At 57.4% G+C, this 14,892-nt stretch carries 17 protein-coding genes and 1 pseudogene; 9 read left to right on the top strand and 9 right to left on the bottom strand.

Translation table 11 applies throughout. The annotated features are described in order from the left end of the window. Window positions 1-39: 39 nt before the first annotated feature. The gene (locus ACR0JW_RS18945) at window positions 40-1,548 is read right to left on the bottom strand and encodes a PAS-domain containing protein (protein ID WP_480714304.1); all 1,509 of its coding nucleotides are present in this window, start codon (window positions 1,546-1,548) and stop codon (window positions 40-42) included. A gap of 64 nt (window positions 1,549-1,612) precedes the next feature. Then, complete coding sequence (regB, locus tag ACR0JW_RS18940; protein ID WP_170680083.1) at window positions 1,613-3,010, bottom strand: sensor histidine kinase RegB; 1,398 nt, start codon at window positions 3,008-3,010, stop codon at window positions 1,613-1,615. Window positions 3,011-3,101: 91 nt separating this feature from the next. Here regB and ACR0JW_RS18935 point away from each other — a divergent pair, with 91 nt between their 5' ends. From ACR0JW_RS18935 to ACR0JW_RS18920, 4 genes are all read left to right on the top strand, one after another. Beyond that, complete coding sequence (locus tag ACR0JW_RS18935) at window positions 3,102-3,722, top strand: SCO family protein (RefSeq protein WP_170612815.1); 621 nt, start codon at window positions 3,102-3,104, stop codon at window positions 3,720-3,722. 76 nt (window positions 3,723-3,798) lie between these two features. Then, window positions 3,799-4,353 carry an ActR/PrrA/RegA family redox response regulator transcription factor gene (locus ACR0JW_RS18930; protein WP_170612816.1) on the top strand — a complete coding sequence of 185 codons (555 nt, stop codon included), beginning with the start codon at window positions 3,799-3,801 and terminating at the stop codon, window positions 4,351-4,353. Window positions 4,354-4,484: 131 nt separating this feature from the next. Continuing rightward, a complete protein-coding gene (locus tag ACR0JW_RS18925) occupies window positions 4,485-4,979 on the top strand; it encodes a lactoylglutathione lyase family protein (protein WP_170612818.1) in 495 nt (164 codons plus the stop codon). A gap of 84 nt (window positions 4,980-5,063) precedes the next feature. Beyond that, entirely contained in the window at window positions 5,064-5,459 is a 396-nt protein-coding gene (locus tag ACR0JW_RS18920) for a DUF805 domain-containing protein (RefSeq protein WP_170612820.1), read from the top strand. A gap of 28 nt (window positions 5,460-5,487) precedes the next feature. Here the strand turns inward: ACR0JW_RS18920 and ACR0JW_RS18915 are convergent, their stop codons facing one another. After that, window positions 5,488-6,081, bottom strand: a complete 594-nt coding sequence (locus ACR0JW_RS18915; RefSeq protein WP_170680079.1) for an HD domain-containing protein — start codon at window positions 6,079-6,081, stop codon at window positions 5,488-5,490. A 206-nt stretch (window positions 6,082-6,287) separates the two neighbouring features. Between ACR0JW_RS18915 and ACR0JW_RS18910 the strand changes: the two genes are divergently transcribed. Further along, window positions 6,288-6,602 carry a hypothetical protein gene (locus ACR0JW_RS18910; RefSeq protein ID WP_170612824.1) on the top strand — a complete coding sequence of 105 codons (315 nt, stop codon included), beginning with the start codon at window positions 6,288-6,290 and terminating at the stop codon, window positions 6,600-6,602. Between the two features lie 101 nt (window positions 6,603-6,703). Beyond that, the gene (ahcY, locus tag ACR0JW_RS18905) at window positions 6,704-8,092 is read left to right on the top strand and encodes an adenosylhomocysteinase (RefSeq protein ID WP_170680076.1); all 1,389 of its coding nucleotides are present in this window, start codon (window positions 6,704-6,706) and stop codon (window positions 8,090-8,092) included. 51 nt (window positions 8,093-8,143) lie between these two features. Here the strand turns inward: ahcY and ACR0JW_RS18900 are convergent, their stop codons facing one another. Further along, a complete protein-coding gene (locus ACR0JW_RS18900; RefSeq protein WP_170680074.1) occupies window positions 8,144-8,791 on the bottom strand; it encodes a DUF899 family protein in 648 nt (215 codons plus the stop codon). Window positions 8,792-8,982: 191 nt separating this feature from the next. Between ACR0JW_RS18900 and ACR0JW_RS18895 the strand changes: the two genes are divergently transcribed. Next, on the top strand, window positions 8,983-9,324 hold the full coding sequence (locus tag ACR0JW_RS18895) for a DUF2853 family protein (protein WP_170612831.1): 342 nt from the start codon (window positions 8,983-8,985) through the stop codon (window positions 9,322-9,324). A 236-nt stretch (window positions 9,325-9,560) separates the two neighbouring features. Here ACR0JW_RS18895 and ACR0JW_RS18890 read toward each other — a convergent pair whose 3' ends face one another. From ACR0JW_RS18890 to tsaD, 5 genes are all read right to left on the bottom strand, one after another. Beyond that, the gene (locus ACR0JW_RS18890; RefSeq protein WP_170680072.1) at window positions 9,561-10,604 is read right to left on the bottom strand and encodes a ribonuclease E domain-containing protein; all 1,044 of its coding nucleotides are present in this window, start codon (window positions 10,602-10,604) and stop codon (window positions 9,561-9,563) included. Between the two features lie 440 nt (window positions 10,605-11,044). Beyond that, complete coding sequence (locus ACR0JW_RS18885; protein ID WP_170680070.1) at window positions 11,045-11,467, bottom strand: EVE domain-containing protein; 423 nt, start codon at window positions 11,465-11,467, stop codon at window positions 11,045-11,047. Then, window positions 11,467-11,736, bottom strand: coding sequence for a YciI family protein (locus ACR0JW_RS18880; protein ID WP_170680059.1), 270 nt, complete (start codon window positions 11,734-11,736; stop codon window positions 11,467-11,469). Before ACR0JW_RS18880 ends, ACR0JW_RS18885 begins: the two co-directional genes overlap by 1 nt. Window position 11,737: 1 nt before the next feature. Then, entirely contained in the window at window positions 11,738-12,700 is a 963-nt protein-coding gene (locus ACR0JW_RS18875; protein ID WP_170612839.1) for an NAD(P)H-dependent glycerol-3-phosphate dehydrogenase, read from the bottom strand. Next, window positions 12,697-13,794: a tRNA (adenosine(37)-N6)-threonylcarbamoyltransferase complex transferase subunit TsaD gene (tsaD, locus tag ACR0JW_RS18870; protein ID WP_170680057.1), complete on the bottom strand. Its 1,098-nt coding sequence runs from the start codon at window positions 13,792-13,794 to the stop codon at window positions 12,697-12,699. The genes ACR0JW_RS18875 and tsaD overlap by 4 nt, the downstream gene beginning before the upstream one ends. A gap of 169 nt (window positions 13,795-13,963) precedes the next feature. Here tsaD and ACR0JW_RS18865 point away from each other — a divergent pair, with 169 nt between their 5' ends. Both ACR0JW_RS18865 and ACR0JW_RS18860 read left to right on the top strand, forming a co-directional pair. Then, complete coding sequence (locus ACR0JW_RS18865; RefSeq protein ID WP_480714303.1) at window positions 13,964-14,605, top strand: uroporphyrinogen-III synthase; 642 nt, start codon at window positions 13,964-13,966, stop codon at window positions 14,603-14,605. A 54-nt stretch (window positions 14,606-14,659) separates the two neighbouring features. Continuing rightward, window positions 14,660-14,892, top strand: a pseudogene (locus ACR0JW_RS18860) (hypothetical protein); the annotation flags it as partial.

Below are 14,892 nucleotides of genomic sequence, written 5' to 3'. Positions count from 1 at the left end.
CGCCACAATGAACCTGCGCCCGTTCGGCTGCAACCCGGTTCAGGCGCTGATCTGTTGTCGCACCATAGGCTTGCTGACGGTTTTCCCGTCCGCAAAGCGCACGATGGTTGCGCCATTTTGCATCGGACTGACGGTGCAAAGGATGTGCGTTCCGTCGCGCATGAACAGCTCGCCGGACCATTCGGCCCGATTGTCTCGCATTTCAACAAAATCACGGATCTCGCCCAGCAAGGGCGTTGCAGCACAGCGTTGTTGCCATCTCCGTGTGACCTCAAGAACGGATTCCTGTTCGAACCCGGTCTGCCCTGTGTCCTGCCACAACACGCGATAGGCATCATTCGTGCAGGCCAGCGTCCCGTCATCGGCAAACACCGCAATTGCATCTGCAAGCTTGTCCAGGATCGATTGCATCAGGTCCATTTCCGAACGGAACCTTCGGGTCAACGTGATTTCCGCGGTGATATCCTCGAACAGAAACGCAACTGCCCCGTCAGGATGAGGTCGCCCGCTGACCGAATAGACGGACCCGGAGGGCAAAGACCATGTTTCCTGATAATTCCCGTCCTCGGCGGCTTCCAGAAGATCATTCATCTGGCGGCGCCAGCTGCGGTAATTCTTGGGTTCGGGCATCATGTGTTGATCGCGCAGGCGGTCAAAGAAACTTGACAGGCTGGGGCGGCAACTCAGGAAATCCGGGGGCAGGGTGGTCAGGTCGATCAGGGCCGGATTGAACAGGGCCAGTTGCCGGTTGCGGTCGAAGATGACCAGACCGATGGACAGCTGGGCAAAGGTCTTGGTCATCGTCTGAACGAATTTGCGCTGCGTGTTTTCGGCGGCGACAATGGCGTTTATGTCAACGGCATAGCACAGCCGCCCTTCGGCGTGATCGACCAGCGTCAAATCGAACCAAAGTTTGCTGTCACTTTCTTTGACGTCTGCAGAAACCCGGATCCTGGTATTCAGGCGCGTATCGTCGGCCAGCGCTTGAAACAGAGGGTCTGTCAAATCGGCATCCTGTCCGCGTACTTTTCGAACCAGTGAAACATAGGCTGCGTTGCACCACCGGACGCTGGCCTGATGATCCAGCAGCCAAACCGGATAGGGGGCCTGGTCCATGGCAAGTCGGATCGGGTCATTGGCGTCGCGTCTTACATGGGTGGCGGCATTGCACTGTTCCCGCAACTGAACCCGCACAACGCCGTCGATCCATTCACACACCACCTCGCGCCCGACCGTGCAATCGATCGCCGGGACCACCAGCGTCCCGGCGCTTCGGACGCAATCCGGCGTTTCGGGAAAGCTTGGGAAATCCCGATGCAGCAACCGGCGCAGATCGCCCCACTCGGCGACTTTGTCGAACCCTGTCAAAGCGATGTCCGAGTGGCTGATCAGGCGACTTTCGTCAAACAGGAAGACGGTGTCGAACAAAGACGAAGGCGAAGCCAGCCCGAAACTGGCATCGTATTGCGCTTTGCGGGGCAACAGCCACTGCACCGCGAAACAGGATGAAACCAGGCTGATTGCGACAAGAATGATCCAGTCGGCCATTTGATCTCCGACACCAGTAAAGTTGGGCCGTACTATGGTCTTGATTGGTTAACGGTTTCTTAACTCACACCTCGATCGGCTGGTTGAGCCCGGACGGTACCGGCGTATCCCCGGTCTGCGCGTCAATCAGGTTGCGCGGCCACGATACTTTGACGATGGCACCCCGCCGTTCGGGATTGTCGGTCAGCGACTGGTAGGGGTCGGAACCGTTGGCAAATTCCAGCTCCGCCCCGCTCCGTTCCAGCAGGGTTTTCGCGATGAACAGACCCAGGCCCATCCCTTCGTATTCCGGTCGGGCCCGCTGATCGGTTTCGGTCCTGCGCCGCCGCATGAACGGATCACCGATGCGTCCGATCATCTGCGAGGGGTATCCGCGCCCGTCATCCATGATGTTGACGGAAATCCTGTCTTCGGTCCACTCGGCCTCGACCCAGACATTGGCGCGGGCGAAATCCACGGCGTTCTGAATCAGGTTGCGCAATCCGTGGATGATCTCGGGTTTTCGCAGGATCGAGGGCTGCTGGACATCGCCACCCTGCGCCGGACCTTCGGCAAAATGCACTTGTTTGCCCCGGTTGATATGTGGCTCGGCCGCTTCAAAAGTGACGGTCGAAAGCGGCGCTTGGCGCAGATGCAGGTCGTCTTTGCCTGCCCGACCCATATTGCGCAGAATATCGCGGCACCGGTTGGCCTGTTCGCGGATCAGGGCGGCGTCTTCTTTGAGATCCGGCCTGTCGTCGAGCTCTTCAAAAAGCTCGGAACTGGTCAGTTTGATCGTGGCAAGCGGCGTACCCAGCTCATGCGCCGCGGCAGCCACGACACCCCCCAGATCCGTTAGTTTTTGTTCACGCGCCAGGGCCATATGCGTGGCCGAAAGCGCCTCGGACATGGACTGCACTTCGGAACTGACCCGGTGCGAATACGCGCCAAGAAAAACGATTGCGATCACGATCGCCGCCCAGTTGCCGAACAGCAGGATATCGGGGATTCGCAATTCGAGCCCCAGATTGGTGCGCAAGGGTAGATGAAACTCGGCCAGCAGTGTGGTCAGGACGATTGCCACGGCCCCGACAATCAGGGTGGAACGGGTGCTCATGACACTGGCCGAGATCGTCACCGGGCCGACCAGCAGCAAGGCGAACGGATTGTTCAGCCCGCCGGTCAGGTACAACAGGAAGGCCAGCTGCAGCAGATCGAACAGCACCATCAGAAAGTTCTCAAACTCCGACAGGCGTTTGCTGCGGGGAAACAGAAGAATGGCGGTCAGGTTGCCCATGACCGAAACGCCTATGGCCAGGTAGCACAAACCGGCCTCGAGCTGCACATGATAGGTTTGCTGCGCCACGGTGATCGCCGTGATCTGTCCGACGATGGCGACCCAGCGCAACAGTATCAGGGTGCGCAACCGGATCCAGCTGCTGCGTTCCTGACCATGCCAAAATGTGATGTTGGAATCTGCCATGGGTCAATTATGTCCTATTGCACCGGTTCCTCATGTTGATAGGTGTCCCGACCGAAACGATCAATAACCCCTCTGGTATCAGGATAACGTCATGATCCGCCTTTACGCCATTCTCGCTACCGTCATTCTTGCCGTTGGATTGGGCACCGTCTGGCTGCTGGTGCAGGGTTCAGGGTCGGGCGACAAGTTTGCCCAATGCCGGTCCAGCCAGATCGCCGGCGGCGCAGCAGCCATTGGCGGACCGTTTGAACTGGTGAACGCGCATGGCGCTACTGTCACCGACAAGGACGTGATCACCGAACCGACACTGGTCTATTTCGGTTATACGTTCTGCCCCGATGTCTGCCCCTTTGACATGTCACGCAATGCCGAAGCGATCGACATCCTGGCCGAGCGCGGGCAGTCCGTGACACCCCTGTTCATCTCGATCGACCCGGACCGCGACACGCCCGAAGTGGTCGGGGATTATGCCTTTAACCTGCATGAACGGATGATCGCGCTGACCGGCTCGCCCGAACAGGTCAAGGCCGCCAGCAAGGCCTACAAGACCTATTACAAGGCGCAGGACAAAAGTGACGAGTATTACCTAGTCGACCACTCGACCTTCACCTATCTGGTCACGCCCGAGGACGGGTTCCTTGAGTTTTTCAAACGTGACGACACTGCGGAGCAGATTGCTGACAAGGTCGGCTGCTTTCTGGATCAGACGTGATCGGTTTGACCTTTGTCATGGCGCTGCTATGACTTAGTGCTAGGCCGAAGGCAGGAAACAGCGGAAAGAGCGGAATATGGCGGACAGTCCTCAGTATGATATCGGGCCCGATAAATCACTGCTTCTGGTCGATGATGACGAGCCGTTCCTGAGACGTCTGGCCAAAGCCATGGAAAAACGCGGATTCGAGGTTGAAACCGCAGGTTCCGTCGCCGCAGGCCGCGCCATTTCCACCGCTCGGCCCCCCGCCTATGCGGTTGTCGATCTGCGGCTCGAAGATGGCAATGGGTTGGATGTGGTCGAAGTGCTGCGAGAAAAACGCCCGGACAGCCGGGTTGTTGTTCTGACTGGGTACGGTGCGATTGCGACGGCTGTTGCAGCCGTCAAGATCGGCGCGACCGACTATTTGTCGAAACCTGCCGATGCAACCGACATCACCAACGCATTGCTGGCCAAGGGCGACGAACTGCCCCCGCCGCCGGAAAACCCCATGAGCGCGGACCGCGTCCGCTGGGAGCATATCCAGCGGGTGTATGAACTGTGCGACCGGAACGTATCCGAGACTGCACGGCGGCTGAACATGCACCGCCGGACATTGCAGCGGATTTTGGCGAAGCGCAGCCCGCGTTAAGATCGAACCTAAGCTGGCATTCTCCCTTCTCTGGATGTGGAAACTCAAACAAGCGCACTATTTAGGAAGGTATTGGCAAGGGCTGCTGATACCCTTCCTCTTGTTTGCTGTTGAACGAGGAGTTTCCAAAGATGTCTGCACTAACATTTTCCCACATCGGAATAACCGTTCCGGACCTTGAAAAAGCGGTCGAGTTCTACTCCAAGGCCTTTGGGCTTTATGTCCTCATGGAACCCACCGAAGTGCTGCATGACGACAGCGCCATAGGCCAGATGTGTGACGATGTTTTTGGTGAAGGCTGGGGTTCATTCCGCATTGCCCACCTGTCGATGGGGGATGGAACCGGCATTGAACTCTTTGAGTTTCCGAACACGATCGAAGAGGAACGGCCGTTTGAGTATTGGCGTCGCGGTCTTTTTCATTTCTGCGTGCAAGACGCCAATCTGGAAGAGCGGGTTAAGATCATAGAAGAGTTAGGCGGAAAACAACGCATGAGCCAGATCCGAAAATACTATCCTGGCGAAAAGCCTTATCGAATGGTCTACATGGAAGACCCGTTTGGGAACGTATTTGAACTTTATAGCCACTCGTACGAACTGACTTATTCGGCGGGCGCGTACGTATAGGTTTGTCGGCGGCCGCACAGACGGCTGCATATCAAATAACAAGAAAAAGTGATATGTGAATACCGCCCAATTGCGGAGGGCGGCATGAATAATCTTTCGACGGCATTTCGGCGGGCACTGTCAAATTACGCCAACTTCCACGGTCGCGCTTCGCGCGCGACCTTTTGGTGGTGGGTCCTGGCCGTATTTCTTGTTCTTTTGGTGACGCGAATTGTCGATGGTGCATTGATCGCGCCGATGCTTGGATTTGGCGCGTTTGAACCGAGCGCGGGCCAGCCGCTTTCAGTTTTGGTGTCACTTGGGCTGTTGCTTCCCAATGTGGCGATCGGGGCCAGACGTTTGCACGACATCGGGCGAACCGCTTGGTGGTTATTGATTGCCTTCATTCCGCTGATCGGAACCTTGGTTTTGATCTACTTCTACATTCAGCCAAGCGAGAGTGGTTTAAACCAGTTTGGAGAACCTGACACTTTCCCTTGAAGTTCCAGGTGGAATACGGGGATTTGGGCTACAGTTTCTTTAAAAGTTCCTCGTGACGCGCAGAATACGCCCGCCGAACCTCAACCGGCGGGCGCAACCGGATTTCCAAACCTTCTATGACCGCCCTATCCGGTCGCCCAAAGAACTTCGTCGCCTCAGCCTCGGAAAACCCCGCGATCTGGGTTGCCTCCATCCAGGCGCTGATCTTGTCGGCCTTTTTGATCTGCCGCTTCACTGTTTTCGGCACCTCGGCAGGCAGGCCGAACCGGATGTGGATGGCCGCAGCCAGTCGATCATCCAGCGCGCCGTAATCCGGACCCACGGCAGATTTTACCGGGGAAATCATATCTCCGATCACGTATTCGGGCGCATCATGTAACAAAGCAGCCAGCCGCCATTTTGCCGGCGCCTTGGGGACAATCCGGCCGAATAACTCTTCGACCAAAAGCGAATGTTCGGCCACGGAATAGGCGAAATCCCCGTCCGTCTGCCCGTTCCAGCGGGCCACAAACGCAAGTCCGTGGGCAATATCTTCGATTTCGATGTCCACGGGCGTCGGATCCAGCAGATCCAGACGCCGACCTGACAGCATCCTCTGCCATGCCCGGGGTTGTGTTGCCATTATACCATACCTCTCGCGACCCGCCGCGATTGCGCCTCATTTTTAGGGTATGATGTACCTGTCTGGATCACTGGCTGCCAACGTTTTCTTGAGCATTCGTGCTTTGAAGGAATGACGGTCAATCCCGACATAATGAACTGAGGGGGGCACGCGCTCCTCCCGGTGTGCCCCTCTCGTAGCGAAACCCGTAACGAAAGGAGCTTGTCATGTTCAAGCGATTGTTCTCAATAGCCCTGACATTCGGCATGGCCGCGACAGCGCCGCCGGTGTTGGCCCAAAGCTGCGCAGTGCGCGAACACGTGATTTCCAATCTGCAGGACAAATATGCCGAGGAACTCGCCTTTGGTGGTCTGCAGAAATCGCGCGGTGCGCAATCGGTCATGGAGGTCTGGACCTCAAAGGAAACAGGCAGCTATACCGTTCTGGTGACACAGGCCAATGGCATTACCTGTATTGTCGCCGTTGGCACAGATTTCTTCGAGGCGATCCCGATTATCAAGCCTGAGGGTACGCCAAGCTGAATTTGACGGCATAACTCCCTGTTTCCGGCTATCCAAGTTGCCACCTGCATAAAGGAATGCTAGGGCACTCCGGATCATGATTTACCGGAGTGGAGCACCTTATGGCCGGGGACTATATCGTCAAAGACATTTCATTGGCCGGGTTTGGCCGCAAGGAGCTGGATATTGCCGAAACCGAGATGCCGGGCCTGATGGCCCTGCGTGCGGAATATGGCGAAGCCAAGCCGCTGAACGGTGCGCGCATTGTCGGTTCGCTGCACATGACCATTCAGACCGGCGTTCTTATCGAAACGCTGGTTGCGCTGGGCGCCGATGTGCGCTGGGCATCGTGCAACATCTTCTCGACCCAGGATCACGCAGCCGCCGCGATTGCCGAGGCGGGTATCCCCGTCTTCGCCATCAAGGGGCAGACACTGGAAGAGCACTGGGATTATCTGGACAAATCCTTCCTGTTCGAAGATGGCCCTAACATGATCCTGGACGATGGCGGCGATGCGACGCTGTACATCCTGCTGGGTGCCCGTGCCGAAGCGGGTGAGGACATCATCCCTGTGCCGTCTTCCGAAGAGGAAGAGGTGATCAAGAAGCAGATCGCCAAGCGCATGGCAGCAAGCCCGGGCTGGTTCACCAAGATGCGCGACCAGATCCAGGGCGTGTCGGAAGAAACCACTACTGGCGTGAACCGCCTGTATCAGCTGGTGAAAGACGGCCATCTGCCGTTCCCGGCGATCAACGTGAACGACTCGGTCACCAAGTCGAAGTTCGACAACAAATATGGCTGCAAGGAATCGCTGGTCGACGGTATTCGTCGCGCCACTGACACCATGATGGCCGGTAAGGTTGCCGTTGTCTGCGGTTATGGCGACGTGGGCAAAGGCTCGGCGGCCTCGCTGCGTGGTGCCGGTGCTCGTGTGAAAGTGACCGAAGTTGATCCGATCTGCGCCCTACAGGCTGCTATGGACGGCTTTGAAGTCACCCTCCTGGAAGACGAAGTCACCAGCGCCGATATCTTCATCACTACCACTGGCAACAAGGACGTGATCCGCATCGAGCATATGCGCGAGATGAAAGACATGGCCATCGTTGGTAACATCGGTCACTTTGACAACGAAATTCAGGTGGCCAGCCTGAAGAACCACAAATGGACCAACATCAAGGAACAGGTGGACATGATCGAGATGCCTTCGGGCAACCGCATCATCCTGCTGTCCGAAGGCCGTCTGCTGAACCTCGGCAACGCGACCGGGCACCCCTCCTTCGTGATGTCGGCGTCGTTCACCAACCAGGTTCTGGCGCAGATCGAACTGTTCACCAAGGGTGATAAGTACAATAACGAGGTCTACATCCTGCCCAAGCATCTGGATGAGAAGGTTGCCCGCCTGCATCTGGACCGGATCGGTGTGAAGCTGACCCAGATGGACAGCGAGCAGGCGGCGTATATCGGCGTAAAGCCGGAAGGCCCCTACAAGCCCGAACATTACCGCTACTGATTGCAGTGAAACTCAGGAAAACGGCGGTCGATCCGGCCGCCGTTTTTTGTTTCAGCGCAGTGGCGGCATGAAATCTCCACGACCCTGCGGTGTGAAATCAAGGATGTTCCAAAGCGGCCATGCCGCATCTATGTGACGCGGATGCCAGTCGCTGGGCTCAAAGAACAGCTCGGATCCCCAAAAATGATGAATACCGTCCTGATCCCGTTGAAACACGTTCAGGATCGGCAGTTGATTACCGTCTTCCGTTTCAGCCAGATAGTCACGCTGGTATCCCGTACCAAGCGCTGAAAACAAGGGCAGGTCATTCCAGCCCATCTGCGTCTTTAACGCTGCCAGCTTCTGAGGCGTATTCTCGGCTACGACCAGAATCGATATTTTCCTTCGGATATGGGTGACTTGCCCGTTCAGCCCATCCAGAAATGCCGAACACATCGGGCAAGGGCTGGTGGCATTCGGCCCGTACATCAGAGAATAGATGGCAAGTGTGTCATGTTCCCCAAACAATGAAGACATCTTCGCGGTTTCACCGTCCAGCGACCTGAACGCATAGTCGTCTGGAACTTGCCCGCCTTTTGGCAGGCCGCGTCGCATGGCGGCGACGGATTCGATCTGCGCTCTTAGCTCGGTTTCAGCCGTCAACAAAGCATTCCTGGCATTGCGATATTCGGAACTTTCGTTTGGCAGGGATACGGTCATTGCTACCTCCGCTTTCATTATTTAACAGATAAGTTAAATTAAAGCAGCGTTTCGATCAACCCCTGCTCATCCAATGGCGTTTACCTTAGGGGGGAAAGCGCGGTTTTTTCCCCTTTGTGCAAATCTCCGCGCCCGCTACCGTATGTGCTGTGCTGAATGGACAGGACATGAACATCTAACAGGAGACGAAAATGGGAAAACGCGACGACCTGATCGCCAAGTATGCCGATGACCTGAAATCCAAATGCGGCATGGACCCGGACATGGACCTGCTGACCAAGGTTACGATTGGATGTGGTCCCGCCATTTATGACGCAGACGCCGCGACCGTGGCTGCCAGCCAGGAAAGCGAGCTGGAAACAGTCAAAAACAATTTCCTGATCAAGAAACTTGGCCTGCCCGATGGTCCGGAACTGATGGAAGCGATCAACAAGGCCATGGAAACCTATGGCATGTCCGAGCGCAACAAATACCGTGCTGTCGTCTATTACATGCTGACCAAGCATTTCGGCAAAGAGTCGGTCTACGGCTGATCCCGGATTCCGAATCTGATTGCGCCTGAACGGGAATCGACACCCGCTGATCTTACGGCGGGTGTGCTTAGTTTTACTTATATTCTAAACACTTGATTGTTGAACGACCTGCAAGAAACCGGGTAGGTTCAGTTCAGGACCAGGACGGTCAGAGCCAAGAATTCTATACACGTGTGGTGAGTTGGGAGCACGTGGGGTAGGGAAGGTTCTGCATCGTCGGAACCTTCCCGCATATTTTAGTTTGCGCCGCCCAACAGGCGGGCGATGAACTGGTCAAATCTGGTTTGTTTTTCGTCGCCGTCGCTTTTGCTGCTGCCGCCGCCACGTCCAGCCAGATACACCTCAATGCGTCCGGGCCTGGTTTTCACGTTGGAATCCGTAAAGTCTCGGGAAATTGCTCCCAGGGCTTTCGCAGTCAGTGCCGCCATTTCCGCATCGTTCGGGTGATAGAACCGAACCTGGGTTTCCTTGACCGAATATCCCACCCGGGCTGACGCCACCACATTGGCTTCACCGTCGGCCAGAACTTTCAGCGCCACGTTTCGCGCATCCTCTGACACTCGGGTCGGCACAATCAGCGCGACCTCGATATCCAGTTCCGGTTTTAAGTCAGGCAGTACTTCATCGGGCAATGCAGGCTCGACAATCGTGCTGACTGGCGGATCAGGGTTTAACGCCACCAAGCTGACCTGCGGTTCATCGGGCAGGCTTTCAACCTCTGCTTTTGCAATTTCAGCATCATCGATAACTGCGTCTGGGGTTACTGCATCTTCGGCAACTGCGTCTTGAACCACTGGGTCTTCAACAACTGCGTCTTGGATAACAGCAGCTTCTACAATGGCGTCTTCGACGACCGGGGCTTCGACCGCGACTGCTTCGACTTGATCGGCCGGGGGACTCAGGTCTTCCTGAGGCGCAGGCACGCTTTGCGCTTCTTCAGACAGGGCAGTCAGCTTGGGGTCCGGCCGCGCCACATTGTTGGAAAAGGCAGGGCTCCCTCGTTGAAGGGGCATCAGTTCCGCTCCGGGAAGGTTGATGCTGGCCACTTGGCTTCGCGGGTACACCTTTTTTCGGGAGGCCGGCGGTTCAGTTGCAATAGTGTCCGGTGCGGCAATCCTGACCGGAGGCTCATTCTCGGGGGCAGCAACCTCAGCGGGCAAATCGGGATCGCCCAGCGCCGCGTCCAGAATGGCTTCATCTTCAGCAGCCTGAGACCATTTGGTGGTGACCTTGGCGCCGCCCCATTGCAGGGCCGCGCCGCATGTCATTGCGATAAGCACAACAAGCAGGAGCCTTGTCGTGCCGCGATTGCGTTTCTTATTTGGTCGAACTTCCGGATGGACAGGTTCCGAAACCGCTGGATCGGGCGCAGGTTCCGGGATTGCCTGCGCAATATCCTTTGATCGTGCGACAGTTGGAATTTTGGCTACGCCATTCCTGGGGGCTGACCCATTCGTACGCGCCAGCGCCTTCCGCCGCTGCTTTCGCGCCTCTTCAAGTCGCGCCTCCCAATTTTTTGGGTTTCGCGGCTTGGACTTCCCAGTACTGCCTCTGGCGTCAGACATGGGCTCAGACTTTCGAACAAGATCAAACTATGAACAAACAACACCAGAAATTAAGGTATCGCCAAAACCACAACCGAGATGCCCCCAACAGGCGAATTCCATTGGGTTATAGCATTTTGGAGGTCGCTTGAGAAGGTTTAGGCCCAAGAAGCGTTTCAATCAGGGCGGGTTTGCCCCAACGCGCAAATGGCGTCCCATTCCGATTCCGTGACCGGTTGCACGGAAAGTCGGGAGTTTTTGACCAAAACCATTTCGGCCAGACGCTCATCCGACTTGATCTGATCCAGTGTGACTGCAGTCTCGAAAGGGCGAACGGCTTTGATATCTACACATTCCCACCGGTCGTCATCTGTTGTGCTATCGGGGTGCGCCTCGGCACAGACTTCGACGATGCCAACAATGGCCTTGTCCTTCTGTGAATGATAGAAAAAGCCGCGATCGCCTAAGGCCATCTGACGCATGAAATTGCGGGCCTGGTAGTTGCGCACGCCGTCCCATTCCTCGCCCGTCTCGCCCTTGGCGACCTGTTGATCCCAGCTCCAGGTGGAAGGTTCGGATTTGAACAGCCAATACGCCATCAGCCAATGACCTTCTTCCAGGGAACCAGTTCGACCGATTTGAACAACCCGGCTTTGGCATAGGGGTCGTTGTCGGCCCAGCTTTGCGCGGCCGCCAGATCTTCAACTTCCAGAATGATCAGCGAACCAATCATCGCGTCGCCGTTCAGAAGCGGACCGGCCTGTGCCACAACGCCGGTTTCTTCGATATAGGCCAGGTGCGCACTACGATTGTCCAGCCGCGTTTGCAGCGCCCCGTCCTTGTCGCGGGCGATCAGAGCGATCAGCATATTATTCCTCCTTCAAAGGGCGATTGAGCAGCGATTGAATCGCCTTGGTTACACTGTATTCACCATGGCTGAGTTCCGCCACTGTTGTACTGATGGGCATGTCCAGCCCCTCGGCCCGGGCAATGTCGGACATGGCTTTTGCGGTGGCCACACCTTCCACTGTTGTTCCGGGGTCGAAACTTTCGTTTCGACCCAAACTAAGGCCAAAACGATAGTTTCGCGACAACTCGGATGAACATGTCAGGACCAGATCCCCCAATCCCGACAGGCCCATCAAGGTCTCGGGCCGTGCGCCGCGCATGGCCGCGAAGCGCTGCATTTCCGCGAACCCCCGTGTCATCAGCGCCGCGCGAGCACTGTCGCCAAGACCGGCGCCGATACAGGCCCCGCAACCGATGGCCATCACGTTCTTTAGCGCCCCACCCAATTCGGCGCCGATCAGATCAGTTGTCCGATACAGGCGCAGGTTGGTCGTTGTAAGCGCGTGTTGCAGGTGCTGGCCCGATTCATCCTCATCGCAGGCCAGTGTCAGCGCAGTGGGCAAGCCGCGCGCGATGTCGTCGGCAAAGCTGGGACCGGTCAGCAAAGCGGGTCTTGCATCGCGGGCGGTCTGGCGGGTGACCGAAACCGGTCCAAGCCCGGTTGTCAGTTCAATCCCCTTGCAGCAGGCTACAAGCGTCTTGTGCCGCAACAAAGGTGCATGTTCCGTGATGACTGCGCGAAGCTGCTGCATGGGTACGGCCAGCAACAGAACATCGTTGCCGGCAGCGACTTTGATATCCGACGTCACGGCGATATTCGGGCCGAGCTGAATGCCGGGAAGGCGTTTCGCGTTCTCGCGCCCGTCCTGCATGGCCCGCGCCTGATCCTGCGAGTGCGACCACAGCGTCACAGGCCCATTCCCGGCAAGTGACACGGCCAGCGCTGTACCAAACGCGCCGGAGCCTAGGACCGAAACGCTCATGCTTTGGCGCCCTTCTTGCCACTTCCCAGCATGGCCGGGCTGGTTTGGTCCAATGGCCACCGCGGGCGGGCGGTCAGGTCCATTCCATCAAGTGCGCCACTGCGGAACCGTTCCAGCCCGGCATAGGCGATCATGGCCGCGTTGTCCGTGCACAGGTTCATTGGGGGTGCCGTGAACCGGGCGCCGGTTTCCGCGGAAACAGTCTCTAACGCTGCCCGAATTGCCCTGTTGGCCGCGACACCCCCTGCCACTGCAATGACAGGTTCAGATGGCTTTTCGCCGAGATAGTGGGTAATCGCCCGACGGGTCTTCTCCGCCAGAGTATCGACTACGGCCTGTTGGAAGCCCGCGCACAGGTCGGCGCGGTCCTGAAGGGTCAGGCCTCCTTTTTCACTTACGATCTGGTCCCGCATGCGCATCAATGCGGTTTTCAGGCCCGAGAATGACAGATCACAGCCCGGACGATCCAGCAAGGGCCGGGGAAAGCGGAACCGGTCCGGGTTGCCCATACGGGCTTCAGCCTCGACCGAGGGGCCGCCGGGTTGCGGCAGTCCCAGCAATCGGGCGGTCTTGTCGAACGCTTCCCCTGGCGCGTCATCGATCGTGCCGCCCAGACGGGTGAAATGCTCCGTGCCATGGGAGATCAAATATTGGCAATGCCCGCCCGACACCAGAAGCATCAGGTAAGGAAATGCAATGCTGTCCGTCAGGCGCGGTGTCAGGGCATGCCCGGCAAGGTGGTTGACCCCAATCAGGGGTATGCCTGTTGCAGCACTCAACCCCTTGGCGCACATGACACCTGAGATTACCCCGCCAATCAGTCCCGGGCCGGCGGTCACCGCAATCGCGTCCATATCGCGAAGGTTCAGGCCGGATTCGTTCAGGGCCTGCGCCACGCAAACATCCAGCTTTTCAGCATGGGCCCGCGCGGCGATTTCCGGCACGACGCCGCCAAAGGCGCTGTGAAGCTCTGTCTGGCCATGCACGACAGAGGACAGGATTTCGGCCCGCGCACCCTCGGTCTGGCGCACCACGGCGGCGGCCGTATCGTCGCAGCTGCTTTCCAGCCCCAGAACGGTAAGTGTTTGCACCATTGGCCTGATCCGTTGCATCATGATTGCAAAGCGGGGTATCACCCTGCGCGGACGCAAACAATCCCAAGGCCGAAGGCGCCGATAGTTGTATTTGTTGATGACCCGCCCTCATGCCGCATCCGAAAGGTTTGTTGCGCAGTTGCCAAACCGCGTCAGATCGCGGGTTCAAGTGATTTACTCCCCGATTCTGGATATCAGGCCGCTTGCCGTTCAGGTTGACACAAAGGGAATGCGCGGGTTGATCTTCACCTCCGCAAACGGGGTCAATGCAGCGGCGTCGCTGGGCGTAACGCGGAACCTTCCCGCCTTTTGCGTCGGTCCCGCAACAACGTCCGCGGCCCTGTCCGCAGGATGGACTGCCCGGATGGCGGGGCAGACGGCAGAGGAATTGATGGGAAATCTGCTGCAAATCAGGCCGCAGACCCCATTGCTGCACATTCGGGGCGAACACAGCCGGGGCAATATCGCCGAGCGGCTGACCGAATCCGGCCTGACCGTGCATGAGCAGCCGGTCTATCAGCAAAAGCTGCTGCCGCTGTCGTCCGAGGCCGAGGAAATTGCGCACAACGATGATCCGGTCATTGCGCCGTTGTTTTCCCCCCGCTCGGCGCGACAATTTGCCGATATCTGGTCCGGTTCTGCCCCTTTATGGCTAGCGGCAATCAGCGAAGCGACGGCTGAACCGCTTTATGCATTGGACTATGCCCGGCTGAAGGTTGCGAAACAACCGACGCCCGGGAAAATGCGGAAAGCCGTGAAAAAGCTTGTGAAACACGCGATGCGGGTTGAGGGAAAAGAGAGCACGGATTAACTTGGTCAGGTCTGTTGTTCAGGATTTTTTGGAATCGATAAGGGGAATGTGACGGTGGCTGGTAAAAAGAAATCCGATCAGGAGCCGGAGAAAGACCCTAAGTCGGAAGATATTGCCGACAACGTCGAAACTGAAGCCACGGATCAACCGGATAGTAAGCCCCTTGACGCGGCTGACCAGCCGAACGACGTAGTTTCCGAAGCCGAAGCCGAAGCCGAAGCCGAAGCCGAAGCCGAAGCCGAAGCCGAAGCCGAAGCCGAAGCCGAAGCCGAAGCCGAAGCCGAAGC

It is taken from the genome of Ruegeria sp. BG6 (assembly GCF_056538465.1).
Note: the sequence above shows the minus strand (reverse complement) of the source record. Positions and strands in the feature narration are given on the sequence as shown.